General features: G+C 69.6%; 17 protein-coding genes. 10 read left to right on the top strand and 7 right to left on the bottom strand.

Going from position 1 to position 13,872, the window contains the following annotated elements:
- Positions 1–337 precede the first annotated feature (337 nt).
- Together RJ05_RS12155 and RJ05_RS12150 are read left to right on the top strand one after the other, a co-directional pair.
- Positions 338–985, top strand: a complete 648-nt coding sequence (locus tag RJ05_RS12155) for an HAD family hydrolase (RefSeq protein ID WP_085996204.1) — start codon at positions 338–340, stop codon at positions 983–985.
- 141 nt (positions 986–1,126) lie between these two features.
- Positions 1,127–1,705, top strand: coding sequence for a class I SAM-dependent methyltransferase (locus RJ05_RS12150; protein ID WP_036537094.1), 579 nt, complete (start codon positions 1,127–1,129; stop codon positions 1,703–1,705).
- 32 nt (positions 1,706–1,737) lie between these two features.
- Here the strand turns inward: RJ05_RS12150 and RJ05_RS12145 are convergent, their stop codons facing one another.
- Positions 1,738–2,610, bottom strand: a complete 873-nt coding sequence (locus tag RJ05_RS12145; protein WP_036536986.1) for an LLM class F420-dependent oxidoreductase — start codon at positions 2,608–2,610, stop codon at positions 1,738–1,740.
- A 458-nt stretch (positions 2,611–3,068) separates the two neighbouring features.
- Positions 3,069–4,127, bottom strand: a complete 1,059-nt coding sequence (locus tag RJ05_RS12140) for an SDR family oxidoreductase (RefSeq protein WP_036536984.1) — start codon at positions 4,125–4,127, stop codon at positions 3,069–3,071.
- 109 nt (positions 4,128–4,236) lie between these two features.
- On the opposite strand from RJ05_RS12140, the gene RJ05_RS12135 reads away from it, so the two are divergent.
- The 4 genes from RJ05_RS12135 to RJ05_RS12120 all read left to right on the top strand — a co-directional run bounded on the left by RJ05_RS12135 (position 4,237) and on the right by RJ05_RS12120 (position 7,780).
- On the top strand, positions 4,237–4,851 hold the full coding sequence (locus RJ05_RS12135) for a TetR/AcrR family transcriptional regulator (protein WP_036536982.1): 615 nt from the start codon (positions 4,237–4,239) through the stop codon (positions 4,849–4,851).
- 45 nt (positions 4,852–4,896) lie between these two features.
- Positions 4,897–6,039, top strand: coding sequence for an alkaline phosphatase family protein (locus RJ05_RS12130; RefSeq protein ID WP_174343929.1), 1,143 nt, complete (start codon positions 4,897–4,899; stop codon positions 6,037–6,039).
- Between the two features lie 84 nt (positions 6,040–6,123).
- Positions 6,124–6,444 carry a hypothetical protein gene (locus tag RJ05_RS12125; protein WP_036536981.1) on the top strand — a complete coding sequence of 107 codons (321 nt, stop codon included), beginning with the start codon at positions 6,124–6,126 and terminating at the stop codon, positions 6,442–6,444.
- Positions 6,445–6,565: 121 nt separating this feature from the next.
- A complete protein-coding gene (locus RJ05_RS12120) occupies positions 6,566–7,780 on the top strand; it encodes a sigma-54-dependent transcriptional regulator family protein (RefSeq protein WP_174343928.1) in 1,215 nt (404 codons plus the stop codon).
- 132 nt (positions 7,781–7,912) lie between these two features.
- On the opposite strand, the gene RJ05_RS29345 is transcribed toward RJ05_RS12120, so the two are convergent.
- Genes RJ05_RS29345 through RJ05_RS12110 form a run of 3 tightly spaced genes read right to left on the bottom strand, consistent with a single transcriptional unit; the run spans position 7,913 to position 8,913 of the window.
- Entirely contained in the window at positions 7,913–8,233 is a 321-nt protein-coding gene (locus tag RJ05_RS29345) for a hypothetical protein (protein WP_138445609.1), read from the bottom strand.
- A 5-nt stretch (positions 8,234–8,238) separates the two neighbouring features.
- Positions 8,239–8,493, bottom strand: coding sequence for a TetR/AcrR family transcriptional regulator (locus RJ05_RS29340; protein WP_051016470.1), 255 nt, complete (start codon positions 8,491–8,493; stop codon positions 8,239–8,241).
- 6 nt (positions 8,494–8,499) lie between these two features.
- Positions 8,500–8,913, bottom strand: coding sequence for a DUF5997 family protein (locus RJ05_RS12110; RefSeq protein WP_036536979.1), 414 nt, complete (start codon positions 8,911–8,913; stop codon positions 8,500–8,502).
- An 86-nt stretch (positions 8,914–8,999) separates the two neighbouring features.
- On the opposite strand from RJ05_RS12110, the gene RJ05_RS12105 reads away from it, so the two are divergent.
- Both RJ05_RS12105 and RJ05_RS12100 read left to right on the top strand, forming a co-directional pair.
- Entirely contained in the window at positions 9,000–9,965 is a 966-nt protein-coding gene (locus RJ05_RS12105) for a LysR family transcriptional regulator (RefSeq protein ID WP_036537088.1), read from the top strand.
- A 150-nt stretch (positions 9,966–10,115) separates the two neighbouring features.
- Entirely contained in the window at positions 10,116–10,517 is a 402-nt protein-coding gene (locus tag RJ05_RS12100) for a DUF779 domain-containing protein (protein WP_036536977.1), read from the top strand.
- 1 nt (position 10,518) lies between these two features.
- Here RJ05_RS12100 and RJ05_RS12095 read toward each other — a convergent pair whose 3' ends face one another.
- Positions 10,519–10,962, bottom strand: a complete 444-nt coding sequence (locus RJ05_RS12095; protein ID WP_036536973.1) for a MarR family winged helix-turn-helix transcriptional regulator — start codon at positions 10,960–10,962, stop codon at positions 10,519–10,521.
- A 122-nt stretch (positions 10,963–11,084) separates the two neighbouring features.
- Between RJ05_RS12095 and RJ05_RS12090 the strand changes: the two genes are divergently transcribed.
- Positions 11,085–11,729, top strand: a complete 645-nt coding sequence (locus RJ05_RS12090; RefSeq protein ID WP_036536970.1) for a maleylpyruvate isomerase family mycothiol-dependent enzyme — start codon at positions 11,085–11,087, stop codon at positions 11,727–11,729.
- A gap of 173 nt (positions 11,730–11,902) precedes the next feature.
- Here the strand turns inward: RJ05_RS12090 and RJ05_RS12085 are convergent, their stop codons facing one another.
- On the bottom strand, positions 11,903–13,456 hold the full coding sequence (locus tag RJ05_RS12085; protein WP_036536968.1) for a succinic semialdehyde dehydrogenase: 1,554 nt from the start codon (positions 13,454–13,456) through the stop codon (positions 11,903–11,905).
- Between the two features lie 199 nt (positions 13,457–13,655).
- Here RJ05_RS12085 and RJ05_RS12080 point away from each other — a divergent pair.
- Positions 13,656–13,872, top strand: a 217-nt coding sequence (locus RJ05_RS12080; protein ID WP_036536966.1) for a hypothetical protein, incomplete at its 3' end; no start/stop codon positions are given.

Here is a 13,872-nt window from a genome sequence, read left to right as displayed (position 1 = left end):
ATTCCCCGCTTTTCCACAACACGGTAGGCAGAATCGCGCAGCAGGCGTAGTACCGACCGAGCGTTCTCAAGCGCGAGGTGGAGAATGCGGATTCGGGGTTTTTGTGGGTTCGCAGGAACAACTCGACCCGACTTTGACTGGTCGATTCAGTGCAAACGGTACGCGAGCCAGCAGAGTAGACCGGCGCTCATCTCAAACCGAGTTCTCACGCCTGTCGGCGCCGCCTGAGATGCCCGCCCGCCCGCGCTCGACGGCCCCGAGAACGATCGACGGCCGTCAACGGTCTGTTGGCAGCAGCGGTCGGGAACAGCTACTCCGGGGCCGATAGGGTCGGGTGGTGACCTGGACCGTTGGCTTCGATTTGGATATGACGCTCATAGACTCGCGCGAAGGCGTCGCGCGGGCGATCGACGTCCTCGCCGGTGAGTTCGGGCTGGAGTTGCGCGGTGGTGACCTGGCGGAGCGGCTGGGGCCGCCGTTGGCGATGATTCTGGCCGATGCGGGGGCTCCGGAGGCGTTGATTCCGGAGTTGGTCGGTCGGTATCGGGAGATCTATCCGGAGGTGGTTGCCGAGGTGTCGGCGATGGCCGGTGCGGATGCGGCGATCGACGCGGTGGTCGGGGCCGGTGGGCGGCTGGTTGTGGTGACCGGGAAGTACCAGCCGCACGCTGAACTGCATGTCGAGCATCTCGGGTGGCCCGTCGACGTTGTCGTGGGTGAGCTGTGGTCGGACGGGAAGGCGGCGGCACTGCGGGAGCATGGTGCGCAAATTTTCGTCGGGGATCATGCGGGCGATATGCGTGGCGCTCGGGCGGCGGGGGCGTATGCGGTCGCGGTGGTGACCGGGCCGTGTTCGGCGGAGGAGCTGTGCGCGGCAGGCGCCGACGTCGTCCTGGCGGATCTGACCGGGTTCCCGGCGTGGCTGGCGGGCTTCGGTGAAGCTGGGGACGGGTCTGCTCGCCGGAGCGCGTGTACGCGGCCCTGATCACCCGAGGCTTCGTGGCGTCGGCAAGCGGTGCCCGGCGCGACCGGCCCGTCGCTGTCGTCGCCGGACTCGATCGCGTTCTCCGGAGCACACCGATTCGGCCCTGTGCCAGGGCCTCACGACCCCGGTAGGTTGGAGCCGATGAGCGCCGATCCCTACTGGAATCACAACACCCACTACCACCCGTGGCTGATCGCGCAGGTTCCCGAATCCGCGCGCACCGCAGTCGATGTCGGGTGCGGCGACGGGCTGCTGGCGTCGAAGCTCGCCACCCGATGTGAATCGGTGCTCGGCGTCGATGTGGACGGCGAGATCATCACATCGGCCACCACCCCGGCGAACGTTCGTCTCGCACAGGGCGATTTCCGGGAACTGGACCAGACCTTCGATGTCGTGACCGCGGTCGCGACGCTGCACCACGTTCCGCTGGGTGAAGGTCTGACAGCATTACGTGAGCTGGTCGCGCCCGGGGGCACGCTGGCCGTGGTCGGGCTGTGGAAGATGAGTGTCCGCGCCGACGCCGGGTACCTTCCGCTGCTTCCGGCGATCTGGGCTATCGACAAGCGGCACGGTGGAAGCCGAGGACCGGGTTTCACTTGCCGCGATCCCGAGGACACGCTGCCCGAGATCCGCTCGGCGGCCGCCGAATTGCTGCCCGGTGCGCAGATCCGGCGCAGGCTGATGTGGCGATACACCTTGGTGTGGCGCAAGCCCGCCTGATCCGGGCGGGCTCGCGCGCGGCGGGGAGCAGATCAGCGCAGCAGTTCGATCACCGGCGCGAACGCATCCATGTACGGCTCGAGCACGGTGATGTAGGAGATGCCGAACCGTTCGCGGCGTTCGCGCAGCCGCTGCGCCATGTCGGCCGGCGTGCCGAACAGCAGGGTGGGCAGTTCTTCGGGATCGCCATCGGGCAGCACGGAACCGTATTTGTCCAGCAGGGCGGCGCGTTCGCTCGGCGGAACCACCGCTTGCACCAGGATATTGAGCTCGACGCGGTCGGCGCGCTCCCCCAGCAACTCTCGCACGTACGCGACCCGCTCGGTGACGCCCTCGACGCCCGCGAAGGTCAGCGACCCGCCCGCACCGGTGGCCGCGCCGGTGAAACCGACGACGTCGGCCTGGGTAGCGGCCAGTTTCAGCAACCGGTCGCCCCAGCCCGCGATGAGCAGCGGCGGCCCGCCCGGCTGCACCGGCCGCGGCTGGTACTCGGGGTCGGCGAGCAGTTTCCGCAGCGTGACGACGGTGTTCTCGAGGTGGGCGACCCGCTGGCCGCCGGTACCGAACGGGATGCCCGCCGCCTCGAACTCGGCCTGGACATAGCCCGCGCCGAGTCCGAGTTCGACGCGTCCGTCGGTGAACTGATCCACCCCCGCCACGTCACGCGCCAGCAGCACGGGGTTGTAGAACGGGGTGTTCAGGACGAAGGTGTTGAGCCGGACCCGTTCGGTGGCCTCGGCGCCGAGCACGATCGACGGGAACGGCGCGGGCAGACCCAAATGATCGGCCACACCGACCACGTCGTAGCCCTGTGCTTCGGCCCGGCGGCATTTGGCGATCCACGCCTGCCTCGATTCCGGGACCACCATGTTCACACCGAACCGGAACTCATGTTGCGCGCTCACTCCTCTTGTCTACCAGGGCCGTCGGGGCGCTGCCGGACCTGGGAGGAGAGATCGGCGCACGGCCGCTGCCCGGCATCGGCCGAGTAGACGCAGCGATGCCCGTTTCCGGGCATCGCCCCGCGCCCCACCACCGGCCGAATTCCTCGGCGCGAAATCCCATCCCGCGCGTTCAGCAAGGATTCCGCGACCTCTCGAGGGTCAACGCGGCCCGGGCAGGCGTCCCGCCGTCAGCACGCGACACACGCGAGAGCAGCCAAGCTCGCCCCGGACAGCGCGGCCGCCGACGCCGCGACTCGGCCGGACCGCCACCAGCCGGGTACCCGCCGCACGGTAGTGAGACGGGCTCGCCGCCGCTCGGCGCCGGAGTCGGCCCCGCTGCGCCCATCACGCCGGCGCAGCCGGCGAAGCAGACCGAGGGTCGCGACAATCAACGTTGCGGTGATCATGTGCGGATCTCCTCACGCGTGAGCCGGCTCGGCCAGCGGAGGTGCACCCGCGGGCATCGGCACCACGCCGAGCCGCAACAGGCTCTCAGCGGTGTCGCGCACCGAATCGCGGACCGGTCGCATGGTCCAGCCGAGCTCACGCTCGGCCCGTTCGGCACTGAGCCGTTCCACCTGGCCGAGCGACGGCACAGTGAGCCGCACGGTCTTGTCCACCACCGCGATGGCGCGGACCAGCAGATCGGGCAGTTGCCGGGTCGGCACCCGGAACCCGCGCGGCCCGAATTCCTCGGCCAGCAAACGTCCGAGATCACGCATCCAGAGATGTTCGCCCGCACAGATATAGCGTTTGCCCGCCGCCTCGGGCGTTTCCATCGCCAACCGGTGCGCGACCGCGAGATCACGCACGTCCACCGTCGCCCAGCCCACCCGCGGCGAACCGGGCACCTGACGGCCGAGCAGCATCCGCACCGGTTCGTGGGAGGTGCTCGTCGCCGTCGACAGCGCCGGACCCAGGACCATGCCCGGATTCACCACCGTCAGCTCGGGGCCACCGGGGTGCTCGGCCGCGAAATCCCAGGCGGCGCGCTCGGCGAGGGTTTTGCTCTTCTGATAGGCGGGGCTGCGCTCGACGACGGTCCAGTCGGCCTCGGTGCGCACCGCCTCGGTGCGGTGACCATGGGCGATGGCGGCGATCGAGGATGTCAGCACCACCCGTCGCACCGTCCCGGCGGCCGCGGCCGCCCGCAGCACCCGCAGGGTGCCGTTCACGGCGGTGTCGATCATTTCTTGTTCGTCGTCCGGCGGCGCGGAGGGGAACGGTGAGGCGACATGCAGGACGTGGTCACATCCGGCGACGGCGGCGGCCCAGCCCTCGTCGCGGTCGAGATCGGCTGCGGCGAAGTCGATCTCACCACCGGCCCGCTCGGCCAGCTCGACCAGGTGTTCGCGCTTGCGCGCGTCGGTCAGGCTGCGCACGGTGCCGCGCACCGCGTATCCGTGGTTCAGCAATTCGGCGATGACGTGTCCGGCGATGAAGCCGGTGGCGCCGGTGACAAGTACTCGTGTGCCCATGATGTCTACCCATCGAGAGGAGGAGAACCCGGCGCATCTGAGCGCCGCTCAGATAATCTAAACACTGCCCAGATTGGTTTGTCCAGTGCCATTCCCTTACGCTCGGACGGTGACCCGGACCTCCTATCACCACGGCGCCCTGCGTGAGGCGTTGCTCGCGGCGTGCCTGCGGCTGATCGAGACCGAGGGCATCGCTTCGGTGAGCCTGCGGCGGGTCGCACGCGAGGCGGGCGTGAGTTCCGGTGCCCCGTACCACCATTTCGCCGATCGGGCCGCACTGCTGGCCGATCTGGCCACCGAGGGATTCCGTAAGCTCGGCGCCGACGTGGCGGCAGCCCGCGACAGCGCACCCACTCCACTGGCCGGCTTGACCGCCATCGCCGACGCCTACGTGCGCTTCGCCCGGGACAACCCCGGCTACTTCCGGCTGATGTTCCGCCCGGAGCTGTCCCAACCGGAGAAGCATCCCGAGACCAGGGCCGCGGGCGAGGCGGCCTTCGCCGTGCTCGCCGAGGCGGTCGCCGACTGCGTCGCCGCGGGCGAGCTACCCGCGGGCAAGGCCGATGCCCTCGCTGTCACGCTCTGGGGTCTCGCACATGGTCTCGCCTCGCTGTGGCTGGACGGGCAACTGGACAAGCGCAGTGCGCTGATGGGCACCACAGCGCCCGAACTGGTCGCCGACATCATGGGCACCTTCTCCGCCCTGATCGCTCCCGGCTCCTGAAACAACGGGCTTGCGCCCGCTCGCCCTGGCCCGCATCCTGAGCACGTGTTCGTCGCGCCCCGTTACGGAACGGGTTCCCTGTCCGATCTGTTTCCCTCCGTCCTGGCCGGATTCGAGGTCCCCGGCGAGCACGATCGCCTCGGACTCGAGCTCGGCGTGGACCGGGTGTGCGTGCTGCTGATCGACGGCCTCGGCGCCGAGGCGCTGGCCGAGCACGCCGAGGTGGCGCCGTTCCTGTCCGGGCTGTCCCCGGCCGTGCTGACGGCCGGTTTCCCGACGACGACGGCGACCAGTCTCAGTTCGCTCGGTGCGGGTGTTCCGCCCGGTGAGCACGGCATCGTCGGCTATCTGTTGCGCGTGCCCGGCCAGGACCGGTTGTTCGATCCACTGGGCTGGCGGCTGTTCGGCGGCCAGCACAAGGGCGATCTGCTCGACCAGCTCGTGCCCGAGCAATTCCAGCCCGGCGCAACGGTCTTCGAGCGGGCCGCCGCGCACGGGCTCACCGTGACGCAGGTGGCGCCCCGCTATCAGGCGGGCTCCGGGTTGACTCGCGCGGTGCTGCGCGGATGCGCGTTCCGGCCCAACTTCTCGGTGGGCGATCTGGTCGCCGGCGTGGTCGAAGCACTGGCGGCCGGGCCCCGTTCGCTGGTCTACGCCTATCACGGCGAGCTCGACACCACCGGACATGTGCGCGGGCCGTCTTCGCAGGCGTGGCTGCTCGAGCTGGCGCATGTGGATCGGATCGCCGCCGATATCGCCGCCCGCATGCCTGCGGGATCGGCGCTGATCGTCACCGCCGACCACGGCATGGTGGAACTGGGCGACACGATCGACTTCGATGCCGAACCCGGCCTGCGCGAGGGCGTGCACCGGCTCGGTGGAGAACCACGCGCACGCCACGTCTACACCGCCGATGGGGCCGTCGACGATGTGATCTCGGCGTGGCGCGAACGCCTCGGCACCGAATTCCAGGTGCTCCCGCGCCCTGAGGTCATCGATCGCGGATGGTTCGGCCCGACGGTATCGCCGCAGGTGCGCGAGCGGATCGGCGATCTGGTGGTAGTGGCGCGCGACAGCGGCGGTGTGGTGCGCGCCCAGGCCGAACCCCTGCAATCGGCGCTGCCGGGCCATCATGGCTCGCTGACCCCGGCCGAGATGAACGTCCCATTGCGCGTGTTCACCAGCTGAGCCCCGGAGCTGCGTCGGCCGGACCGCCTAGGCTGGAGGCGATGGCCGGGCGAGCCGGCCCGGCGCGCCGACCAGGAGGATCACATGTACGCCACCATCGCACGGACCGGCCTCGCCTGCACGGCCGCGGCCGCCGCGCTGTTGCTGGCCGGCTGCAACGACATCGAACGTGCGCTCAACCGCGGCGGCGACACGCCCTGCAAGGACTACGTCCAGCAGGACCCGGACACCAAGCGGATGACGATCACCAAGTTCATCAAGCAGAACTCCGGCATCGATTCCGAGCCTGCGGGCACTGCCGTGGACGCCACGATCATCCAGGTCGATCTGCTGTGCGCCGGGCAACGCAACGCCGATACCCCGATCAAGAACGCCGACGTGGCAGGGATCTTCATCAATAAATGACGCATCGGTGATCGTTGTGCGGCAAAGCGTCCCGCGAGCGGGTTCGGCCGCGCGAGGATAGAACGCGCAAGCAGGCCGGTCGGGGCCCGACCGGTGACCCGGACGACGAGAAGGACTGCGTGTGGCACGGTTTCGCACCCTGACCCAGCAGCGCACCGATCTCGAAAAGGAATGGGAACGCCTGGCCACCGCCTCGGGTGCGGCCACGCAGACCCCGAACACCTTGCTACGCAGCGAGGTCGCGCAATCGTGGCGGCGCTCGCTCGGCACGGTCGACCCCGGATGCACCGGCGCGCCCGGACTCGACGATATCGGGGAACGGTGGGCCAGATCGCCACTGCGGGCGCCGGTCACCGAACTGTCCGGTGCGCTCAACGACGTCGCCGTCGACGCCGGCTATCTGGCCGCCGTCACCGACGCGACCGGCGCGATCCTGTGGTCCGGTGGTGATCGCGCGGTGCGCCGGCGCGCCGAGCAGGTCAACTTCGCACCCGGTGGCTGCTGGGACGAGGCCCATATGGGCACCAACGCGGTATCGATGTCACTGCTCACCGACGCACCGAGCACCGTGTTCTGCGCCGAACATCTGGTGGCCGCGCTGCACGGCTGGGTGTGCTACTGCGCCCCGATCCACGCCCCCGACGGCAGGCAGATCGGCGCACTCGACCTGTCCAGCTCCTGGGACCGGTCCCACCCACTCGTCATGTGGTCGGTGCGGGCCCTGGTCACCGCGGTGGAGACCATGCTGCGCAGCGCGCAACCACCGCCGCCGGCGGGATTGCGCTTGGAATGCCTGGGTGAATCACGCCTGACCCGGGATGGATTCACCATCGCACTGCGTCCACGTCAGCTGGAGATCCTCACCCTGCTCGCCCTCGAACCCGACGGGTTCACCCCCGAACAGCTGCACGCCGCGCTCTACGGCGATCGCCCGGTCACCGCCGCGACGCTCAAAGCCGAGGTCTCGCATCTGCGCCGCGCCACCGGCGGACAGATCGGTAACCGGCGTTACCTGCTCACCGGCCCGATCTCCTGCGATGCGGTCGATCTACTCGCGGCCATCGCCGCCGGCGACACCACCTCCGCGGTGTGGCTGTACCGGGGTGCGCTGCTGCCGGGTTCGGACACCCCCGGCATCGCGCAGTGGCGCGCACACCTGGAGGTCGGTGTCCGCAATGCGGTGTTGGCCAGCGACCGCGCCGATCATGCGGTCACCTTCGGGCAGCGCGTGCCCGGCGATATCGAGGTGCACGAGCACGCGCTACGGCTGCTGCCGCCTGGTGATGTGCGCCGAGCGGTCGTCACCGCTCGGCTGCATACCGCCTTGCGCGCCTGACCTGTCGGGGAAAGACCGCGACGCCACCGGACTTCGGTTGCGGAGTTCCCCGTGACGGCGGGTGTTTCACCGTCGAGCAGGCGGTCCAATGCGTAGCGGCCGTAGTCGCGGCGCACTCGCACGCGCTCGGCGTCATCGGCGGCGGAGAATTCGGCCACCATCCGCCGCATCTGCTCGGCACCCACTCCGGCGTCGGGATGCGTTTCCAGCAGCTGATGCAGGGCGGCGCAGTCCGCCGCCGTCAGGGTCGCGGGCTCGCTGATCGTCGAGCGCGATGAGGCCGAGGCAGGTGTTGAACGCGATAGAACAGGCGGTGGCCGCTTCCTCGCCCCAGCCGGCGTCGAGCATGCGCGATATCCCGGCGTCGAGGACGGGGACAAGCCGTTCGGTCTGCGGGCCGTTGCGCAGCAACCACGCGGCGATGCCCGGGTAGTCCGCGAGATGGTCGATCATCGCGGTCAGCACCCGGTGCAGGCCCGCCAGTCGGTGTCGTCGAGCGGCAGGCGCATGTCGGCGTAGATCTTGTCGACGACGGCGGCGCAGACCCGTTCACGGTCGCCGATGTGGTGATAGATCACCGACAGCGAGGTGTCCAGGCGGGCGGTGAGATCACGCATGGTCCAACCGTCGAGCCCGCGTTCGGCGGTCAGCGCGACGGCGGCGTCGGTGATGGCCGCCGCCGTCAACCCGGTGCGGTAGGCGCGCCGAGACACGCCGGGTCAGCCGCGGTTCTTGGCCGGGCGGTTGGTGGCTTCGCGGCGTTCGGCTTCCTTGGCCTTGATGCGGGCGTTCTCGGCCTGCACGGCCGCGTAGTTCTCGCGTTCGCGGATGAGCCATTCCGGCGGGTCGGCGAGCAGGGCGGCGATCTCGTCGGCGGTGAGGGCGTCGGAGACCTCGGCACGGGCCAGGCCGCTGTTGGAGACGCCGAGCTTACGGGCGGTGATATCGCGCGGGAAGGGGCCGGTGCGGCGCAGGTCGGTCAGCCACTGCGGCGGGTCGGTGCGCAGCTTGTCGAGCTCGGCCCGGGAAATGGGGGTGGTGCGGAATTCCTCGGGGGCCGCCGGAAGGTAGATGCCGAGTTTGTTCGCCGCCGTCAGCGGCTTCATGGTCTGCGGTTTCTTGTCCGGGCTCACCGATACAGCGTACTGGGCCCGGCCGCGGGCAGGTGGCGGCGGGCTGCGCGCATCCGCGGGCACGCGGTGCGCATACGCTGATGCGAATGAGCCGCTTCGCTTCGACCGATATCGTGCGTCTGCGCTGGTTCGTCGCGGTCGCGCGGGAATTGCATTTCGCGCGGGCGGCGAAGGCGCTGCACATATCGCGCCAGAAGCTCAGTCAGACCGTGATCGAGTGGGAGAACGAGCTCGGCACCAAGTTGTTCGTACCGGGTGCGAGCCCCACCCAGCTCACCGAGGACGGCGCCCGGCTGCTGGCCGAGGCCGAGGAGTTCATCGCCGCAACCGAGGCCGAACGCCCCGACGCCGAACCGGCCGAGATCACCGGCCTGCGAGTGGGTTTCGTCCCCGGAGTGACGGTGTCGAAGTGGCAGCGGATCTGGGCCGAACGATTCCCCGAGATCCCCCTGGAACTCGAGCCCATCGCGCAGGCCGATCAGCTCACCGCCCTGCGGGAGGGCCGGGTCGACATGTGCTTCGTGCGGCTCCCCCTCGACGACGCGAGCATGAGCGCGATCCCGCTCTACCGCGAGCTGCCCGTGGTCGTGGTGCCGAAAGAGCATCCGATCTCGGTGTTCACCGAGGTCGGCACCGCCGATCTGGCCGAGGAACAGCGCCAGGACACCAGCGATCTCGATCGTGCCGCGGGCGCCATCGAACTGGTGGCCGCCGGTGTCGGTGTGGCGATCGTGCCGCATTCGATCGCCCGGCTGCACGCCCGCCGCGACGTGGTGTACCGGACGGTGACCGACGCGCCCGACACCGAAATTGCGTTGGCGTGGCCGTCGGAGCAGACGACCGAGCTGGTCGAAGAGTTCATCGGCGTGGTCCGCGGCCGCTCACCGCGCAGTTCCCGGTCGCCATCCGCCGAGCGGGCCGACCCGGCGGCCGGTCGCACCGGCAAGAAGCCGCCCATGAGTAAGCAGACGGGCAAGAACGCGTCCGCGAAGCCTCGATCGACCGGCGCTCGCGCGGGTGCGAAGAAACCTGCCCGGCGGCGCGGTCGCTAGGACCGCCCACGGCACCAACGTGGCACCAACCTTTGCCGCCCATAGTTTCCGGCATCGAGGACGTCCACAGGAGCCAGGAGGAGCAGCGATGTGCTGGTTCGAACCCGAATCCCAGAACGCCACGACCGACGCCGCGGCACCCGTCCGCTGATGCCGGACCGTAGTGTCCGCGGCGAGGCCACCGAAGCGGCGCGCTCGGTGTTGCGCCATATGATCGACCAGCACGGCCCGGTGACGCTGTTGCTGAGTTCGGGCGCGTCGGCCCCGATCTGCCTGCGCGCCCGCGATTTTCAGCCCGACGAGGGCGATGTGCTGGTCACCCGCCTGCCCTGGCACACCGAGTTCTGGATGAGCGGCGACAACTACGCCCGCTACGCCCGCGATCACCTCACCATCGACGTCGGGCCGGACACCGGCGCCACGGCCACCGACTCGCTGGAGGCGGCCGAGGGTGCGCGGTTCGTGCTGCGGGTGCGGCCACTGGATGCCGACGAGGCGGCCGCGGCGGCAGCCGCTCCCCCGCCCCGCACGGGCGCGGACCGGTTGCGCTGATTCAGCGGTAGGGGTCGGTGATCTCGCGCAACCGGGTCAACGCGCGACGCAGCTGTGCGGTCGCTCGTGGCCCCAGATGCCGGCTCCATTCGTGCTCGACCTCGGCGGCGACAGCGTTGGCCACCGCGCTCGCGCGCTGTCCGCGCGCCGACAGCCGCACCAGCCGCGCGCGGCCGTCGGTCGGATCCGGGACCCGTTCGACGTAGCCCGCGCGCTCGAGTTGATCGACCAGGAAGCCTGCGGTCTGCTTGGTGACCTGCGCCTGCTCGGCGAGCGCGGTCAGCCTGGTGCCATCGGGACCGATGCGCTGCACGATCCGGGCCTGCGCGAGCGTGACATCGGCGTAGCCGGCGTCGGCCAGCGCGGCGAAGACCCGGTTCTCCATGGACCGATACGGCAGGAACAGCAGCAGCCCGAGTGGCGGCTCCTCGGCGGAACGCTCCACACCGGCCCCCTTCCACACTCTTGCGACAAGTCAGATTCACTGACTAAACTAGTCAAAGAACCTGATTAATTCTACGGACTCGCCGCCCGCTCGGCGACTCCTCGTCCGAGCAGGTGATGGCCATGGACCGCGAACAGAGCTGGTGGGCGATCGAGCAGCAACGCCGCGCCGTCGCCGCCCTACTCGACGAGCTCACCCCCGCCGAATGGGACACCCCGTCACTGTGCGAAGGCTGGCGGATTCGTGACGTCGCGGCCCACATCGCCATGGCCTCGCAACCACTGTCACTGTGGACGATCGTGCGCGAATTCGCGCGCGCCCGCGGCGATTACAACGTTCTCGTCGACTCCATGGCACGCGAGCACGCCCGCCGCCCGACCGCCGAACTGGTCGCCGAGATCGGCGATTCCGCCGCGAGCCGGGACCTGCCGATGGTCACCAACTACCGCAACGTGCTCTTCGACATCATGGTGCACGGCCAGGACATCTCGCTGCCGCTGGGCCGGCCGATCCCGGTCCCCGCCGAAGCCGCAGCGGCGGCGGCCACCCGCGCGTATTCGGTCGGCTGGCCGGTCTGGAAACGCCGCCGCCTCGCGGGCGTGCGGCTCAGCGCCACCGATATCGCGTGGTCGATGGGCCAGGGCAGGCCAGTCGAGGGGCCCATCGTGGCCCTGCTGCTCCTGATCACCGGCCGACCGGTCGCGCTCGAACAACTCGCCGGCGCGGGCGTCGCCGAGATAGCCGCCCGCTGGGATCAACGCGGTTGATTCGCCGCCGGCCGGACCGGGTGCTCCTCGAGCCACAACCGGGCCCGGCGCGGCGAGGTGCGGGAGAGCCAGGCGTCGCGGCGGCCAGTTCGTGCACATCGGCCAGGCGCGCGGGCCGTGATCGACTCGGCATGCCGCCAGGGTAGGCCCGGGCCGCATGCCGAGTCGACGGTTCAGCGCCCCGGCAGGAAACGCAGGGTGCGGGCGATGGTCATCAGGAACCGCTGCCACTTGTCCTGCGACAGCATCGGCGGCGGGTCCAGGTTCATGAACCGGGTGACCACGATGGTCTGCGGTTCGGTGAACTTCAACAGCCCGTCGGCGCCGTGCCGGCGACCGACACCGGAAATCCCCATGCCGCCCATCGGGGCACCGGTGGTCCCCCAGGCCGGTGCGTAGCCCTCGTCGACGCAGACGGTGCCCGCCCGCAGCCGCTGTGCGATCTGCTCGCCCTCGGACGGGCTGGCCGCCCACACGCTGGCATTGAGGCCGTATTCGGTGTCGTTGGCCAGGCGCACCGCCTCGTCGACGGAATCGACCGGGTAGATCGAGACCAGCGGGCCGAAGGTCTCGTTGCGCCCGCATTCCATCTCGTCGGTGACCTCGGCGAGCACCGTCGGTTCGAAGAACAGCGGGCCGAGGTCGGGACGCGCCTTGCCGCCGGTGAGCACCTTGGCGCCCTTGGAGGTGGCGTCGGCGACATGCTTGGACACGGTTTCCAGCTGCGATTCGGAGATCAGCGAACCGATATCGGTGGAGAAGTCGTAGGCCACACCGAGTTTCGCGGCTTCGGTCGCGGCCACGAACTTGGCGGTGAACTCCTCGGCGATCGACCGCTCGACATAGATCCGTTCGATCGAGATGCACAGCTGGCCGGCATTGGAGAAGCAGGCCCGCACCGCCGCCTTGGCCACCTTGTCCAGGTTCGCCCCGCGGGTGACGATCATCGGGTTCTTGCCGCCGAGCTCGGCCGAGAACCCGATCAGCCGCTTACCGCACTGCTGGGCCAGGGTCTGCCCGGTAGCCGAGGAGCCGGTGAACATCAGGTAGTCACAGGAGTCGACGATCGCGGTACCGACCACGGTGCCGGGACCGGTCACCACGGCCAGCAGATCACGCGGCAGGCCCGCACGGTAGAGCAGTTCGGCGCCGGCCAGCGAGGAGAACGGGGTCTGGCTGTCGGGCTTGACCACCACCGCGTTGCCCGCGAGCAGCGCCGGAATCGAATCGCCGATCGAGAGCACGAGTGGGTAGTTCCAGGGCGCGACCACACCGACGACGCCCTTGGGCTGGGTGCGCACCTGGGCCCGGTTCAGCACCGGGAACGCGCCGGGCACCTTGTGCGGTTCCAGCAGCCCCGGCGCGACCCGCGAGAAGTAGCGGGCGGCCAGCATCAGGCCCATGACCTCTTCCTGGGCCGCCCAGCGCGCCTTGCCGGTCTCGGCCTGGATCACGTCCATCAGGTATTCGCGCTCCTCGACGATCAGCGCGCGGTATCGCTCGAAGACGGCGGCGCGTTCGGCGGCCGGGCGGGCGGCCCAATGCGCCTGGGCGGCCCTGGCTCTGGTGAACGCGTCGGCGACGTCCTCGGCGGTGCCGACCGGCACCGTGCCGAGCGGGCGTCCGGTGAATACCTCGGTAATGGTTCTGGTGGGGCGTGCCTCGGCGCCGTCGATCGCCGTGAGGGCGCTCAGTCGGGCGAATACGTCGGCTTCCGGCGCGGGCATCAGTGCCTCCTCGATGTGGGTTACTCGTCGGTACACACAATCTACCCACATCCGACGTGCCATGGTGCCGGGTGTCACAATCGCGCAGCTCGCGCGCTTGCCGGACGCACTAGTTCCCGGCGCGCCACGAAGTCAAATCCGGTCCCGGTCAACGGGACCGGAGTCCCGATTCGGTCACGATGTCGCATACGGTGTGCCGATGTTCAGAGCGAGGCTCGGTGTCCGGACCCGGATACTGGCGATCGCGCTCATCCCCAGCCTGACTCTGCTTGTGGTTGGCGTGGGCGCAGCGGGATACCTGGTCGACCGGGGCAATCACGGCAAACAATGGGCCGAGGCGATGCAGGCGGCGATCGACCCCACCCGCCAGCTCCTGAACGCGATTCAGCAGGAACGCCGGCTCACCCTCACGCATC

This window comes from Nocardia cyriacigeorgica NBRC 100375 (assembly GCF_000308555.1).
Lineage (GTDB): Bacteria > Actinomycetota > Actinomycetes > Mycobacteriales > Mycobacteriaceae > Nocardia > Nocardia cyriacigeorgica.
Note: the sequence above shows the minus strand (reverse complement) of the source record. Positions and strands in the feature narration are given on the sequence as shown.

Bases quoted from the DNA above. Each gene is read 5' to 3' on its own strand.
- RJ05_RS12150 (WP_036537094.1), top strand. From the start codon at position 1,127: ATGAGCGCCGATCCCTACTGGAATCACAACACCCACTACCACCCGTGG.
- RJ05_RS12140 (WP_036536984.1), bottom strand. From the start codon at position 4,127: ATGGGCACACGAGTACTTGTCACCGGCGCCACCGGCTTCATCGCCGGA.
- RJ05_RS12125 (WP_036536981.1), top strand. From the start codon at position 6,124: ATGTACGCCACCATCGCACGGACCGGCCTCGCCTGCACGGCCGCGGCC.
- RJ05_RS29345 (WP_138445609.1), bottom strand. From the start codon at position 8,233: ATGATCGACCATCTCGCGGACTACCCGGGCATCGCCGCGTGGTTGCTG.
- RJ05_RS12105 (WP_036537088.1), top strand. From the start codon at position 9,000: ATGAGCCGCTTCGCTTCGACCGATATCGTGCGTCTGCGCTGGTTCGTC.
- RJ05_RS12100 (WP_036536977.1), top strand. From the start codon at position 10,116: ATGCCGGACCGTAGTGTCCGCGGCGAGGCCACCGAAGCGGCGCGCTCG.
- RJ05_RS12090 (WP_036536970.1), top strand. From the start codon at position 11,085: ATGGACCGCGAACAGAGCTGGTGGGCGATCGAGCAGCAACGCCGCGCC.
- RJ05_RS12085 (WP_036536968.1), bottom strand. From the start codon at position 13,456: ATGCCCGCGCCGGAAGCCGACGTATTCGCCCGACTGAGCGCCCTCACG.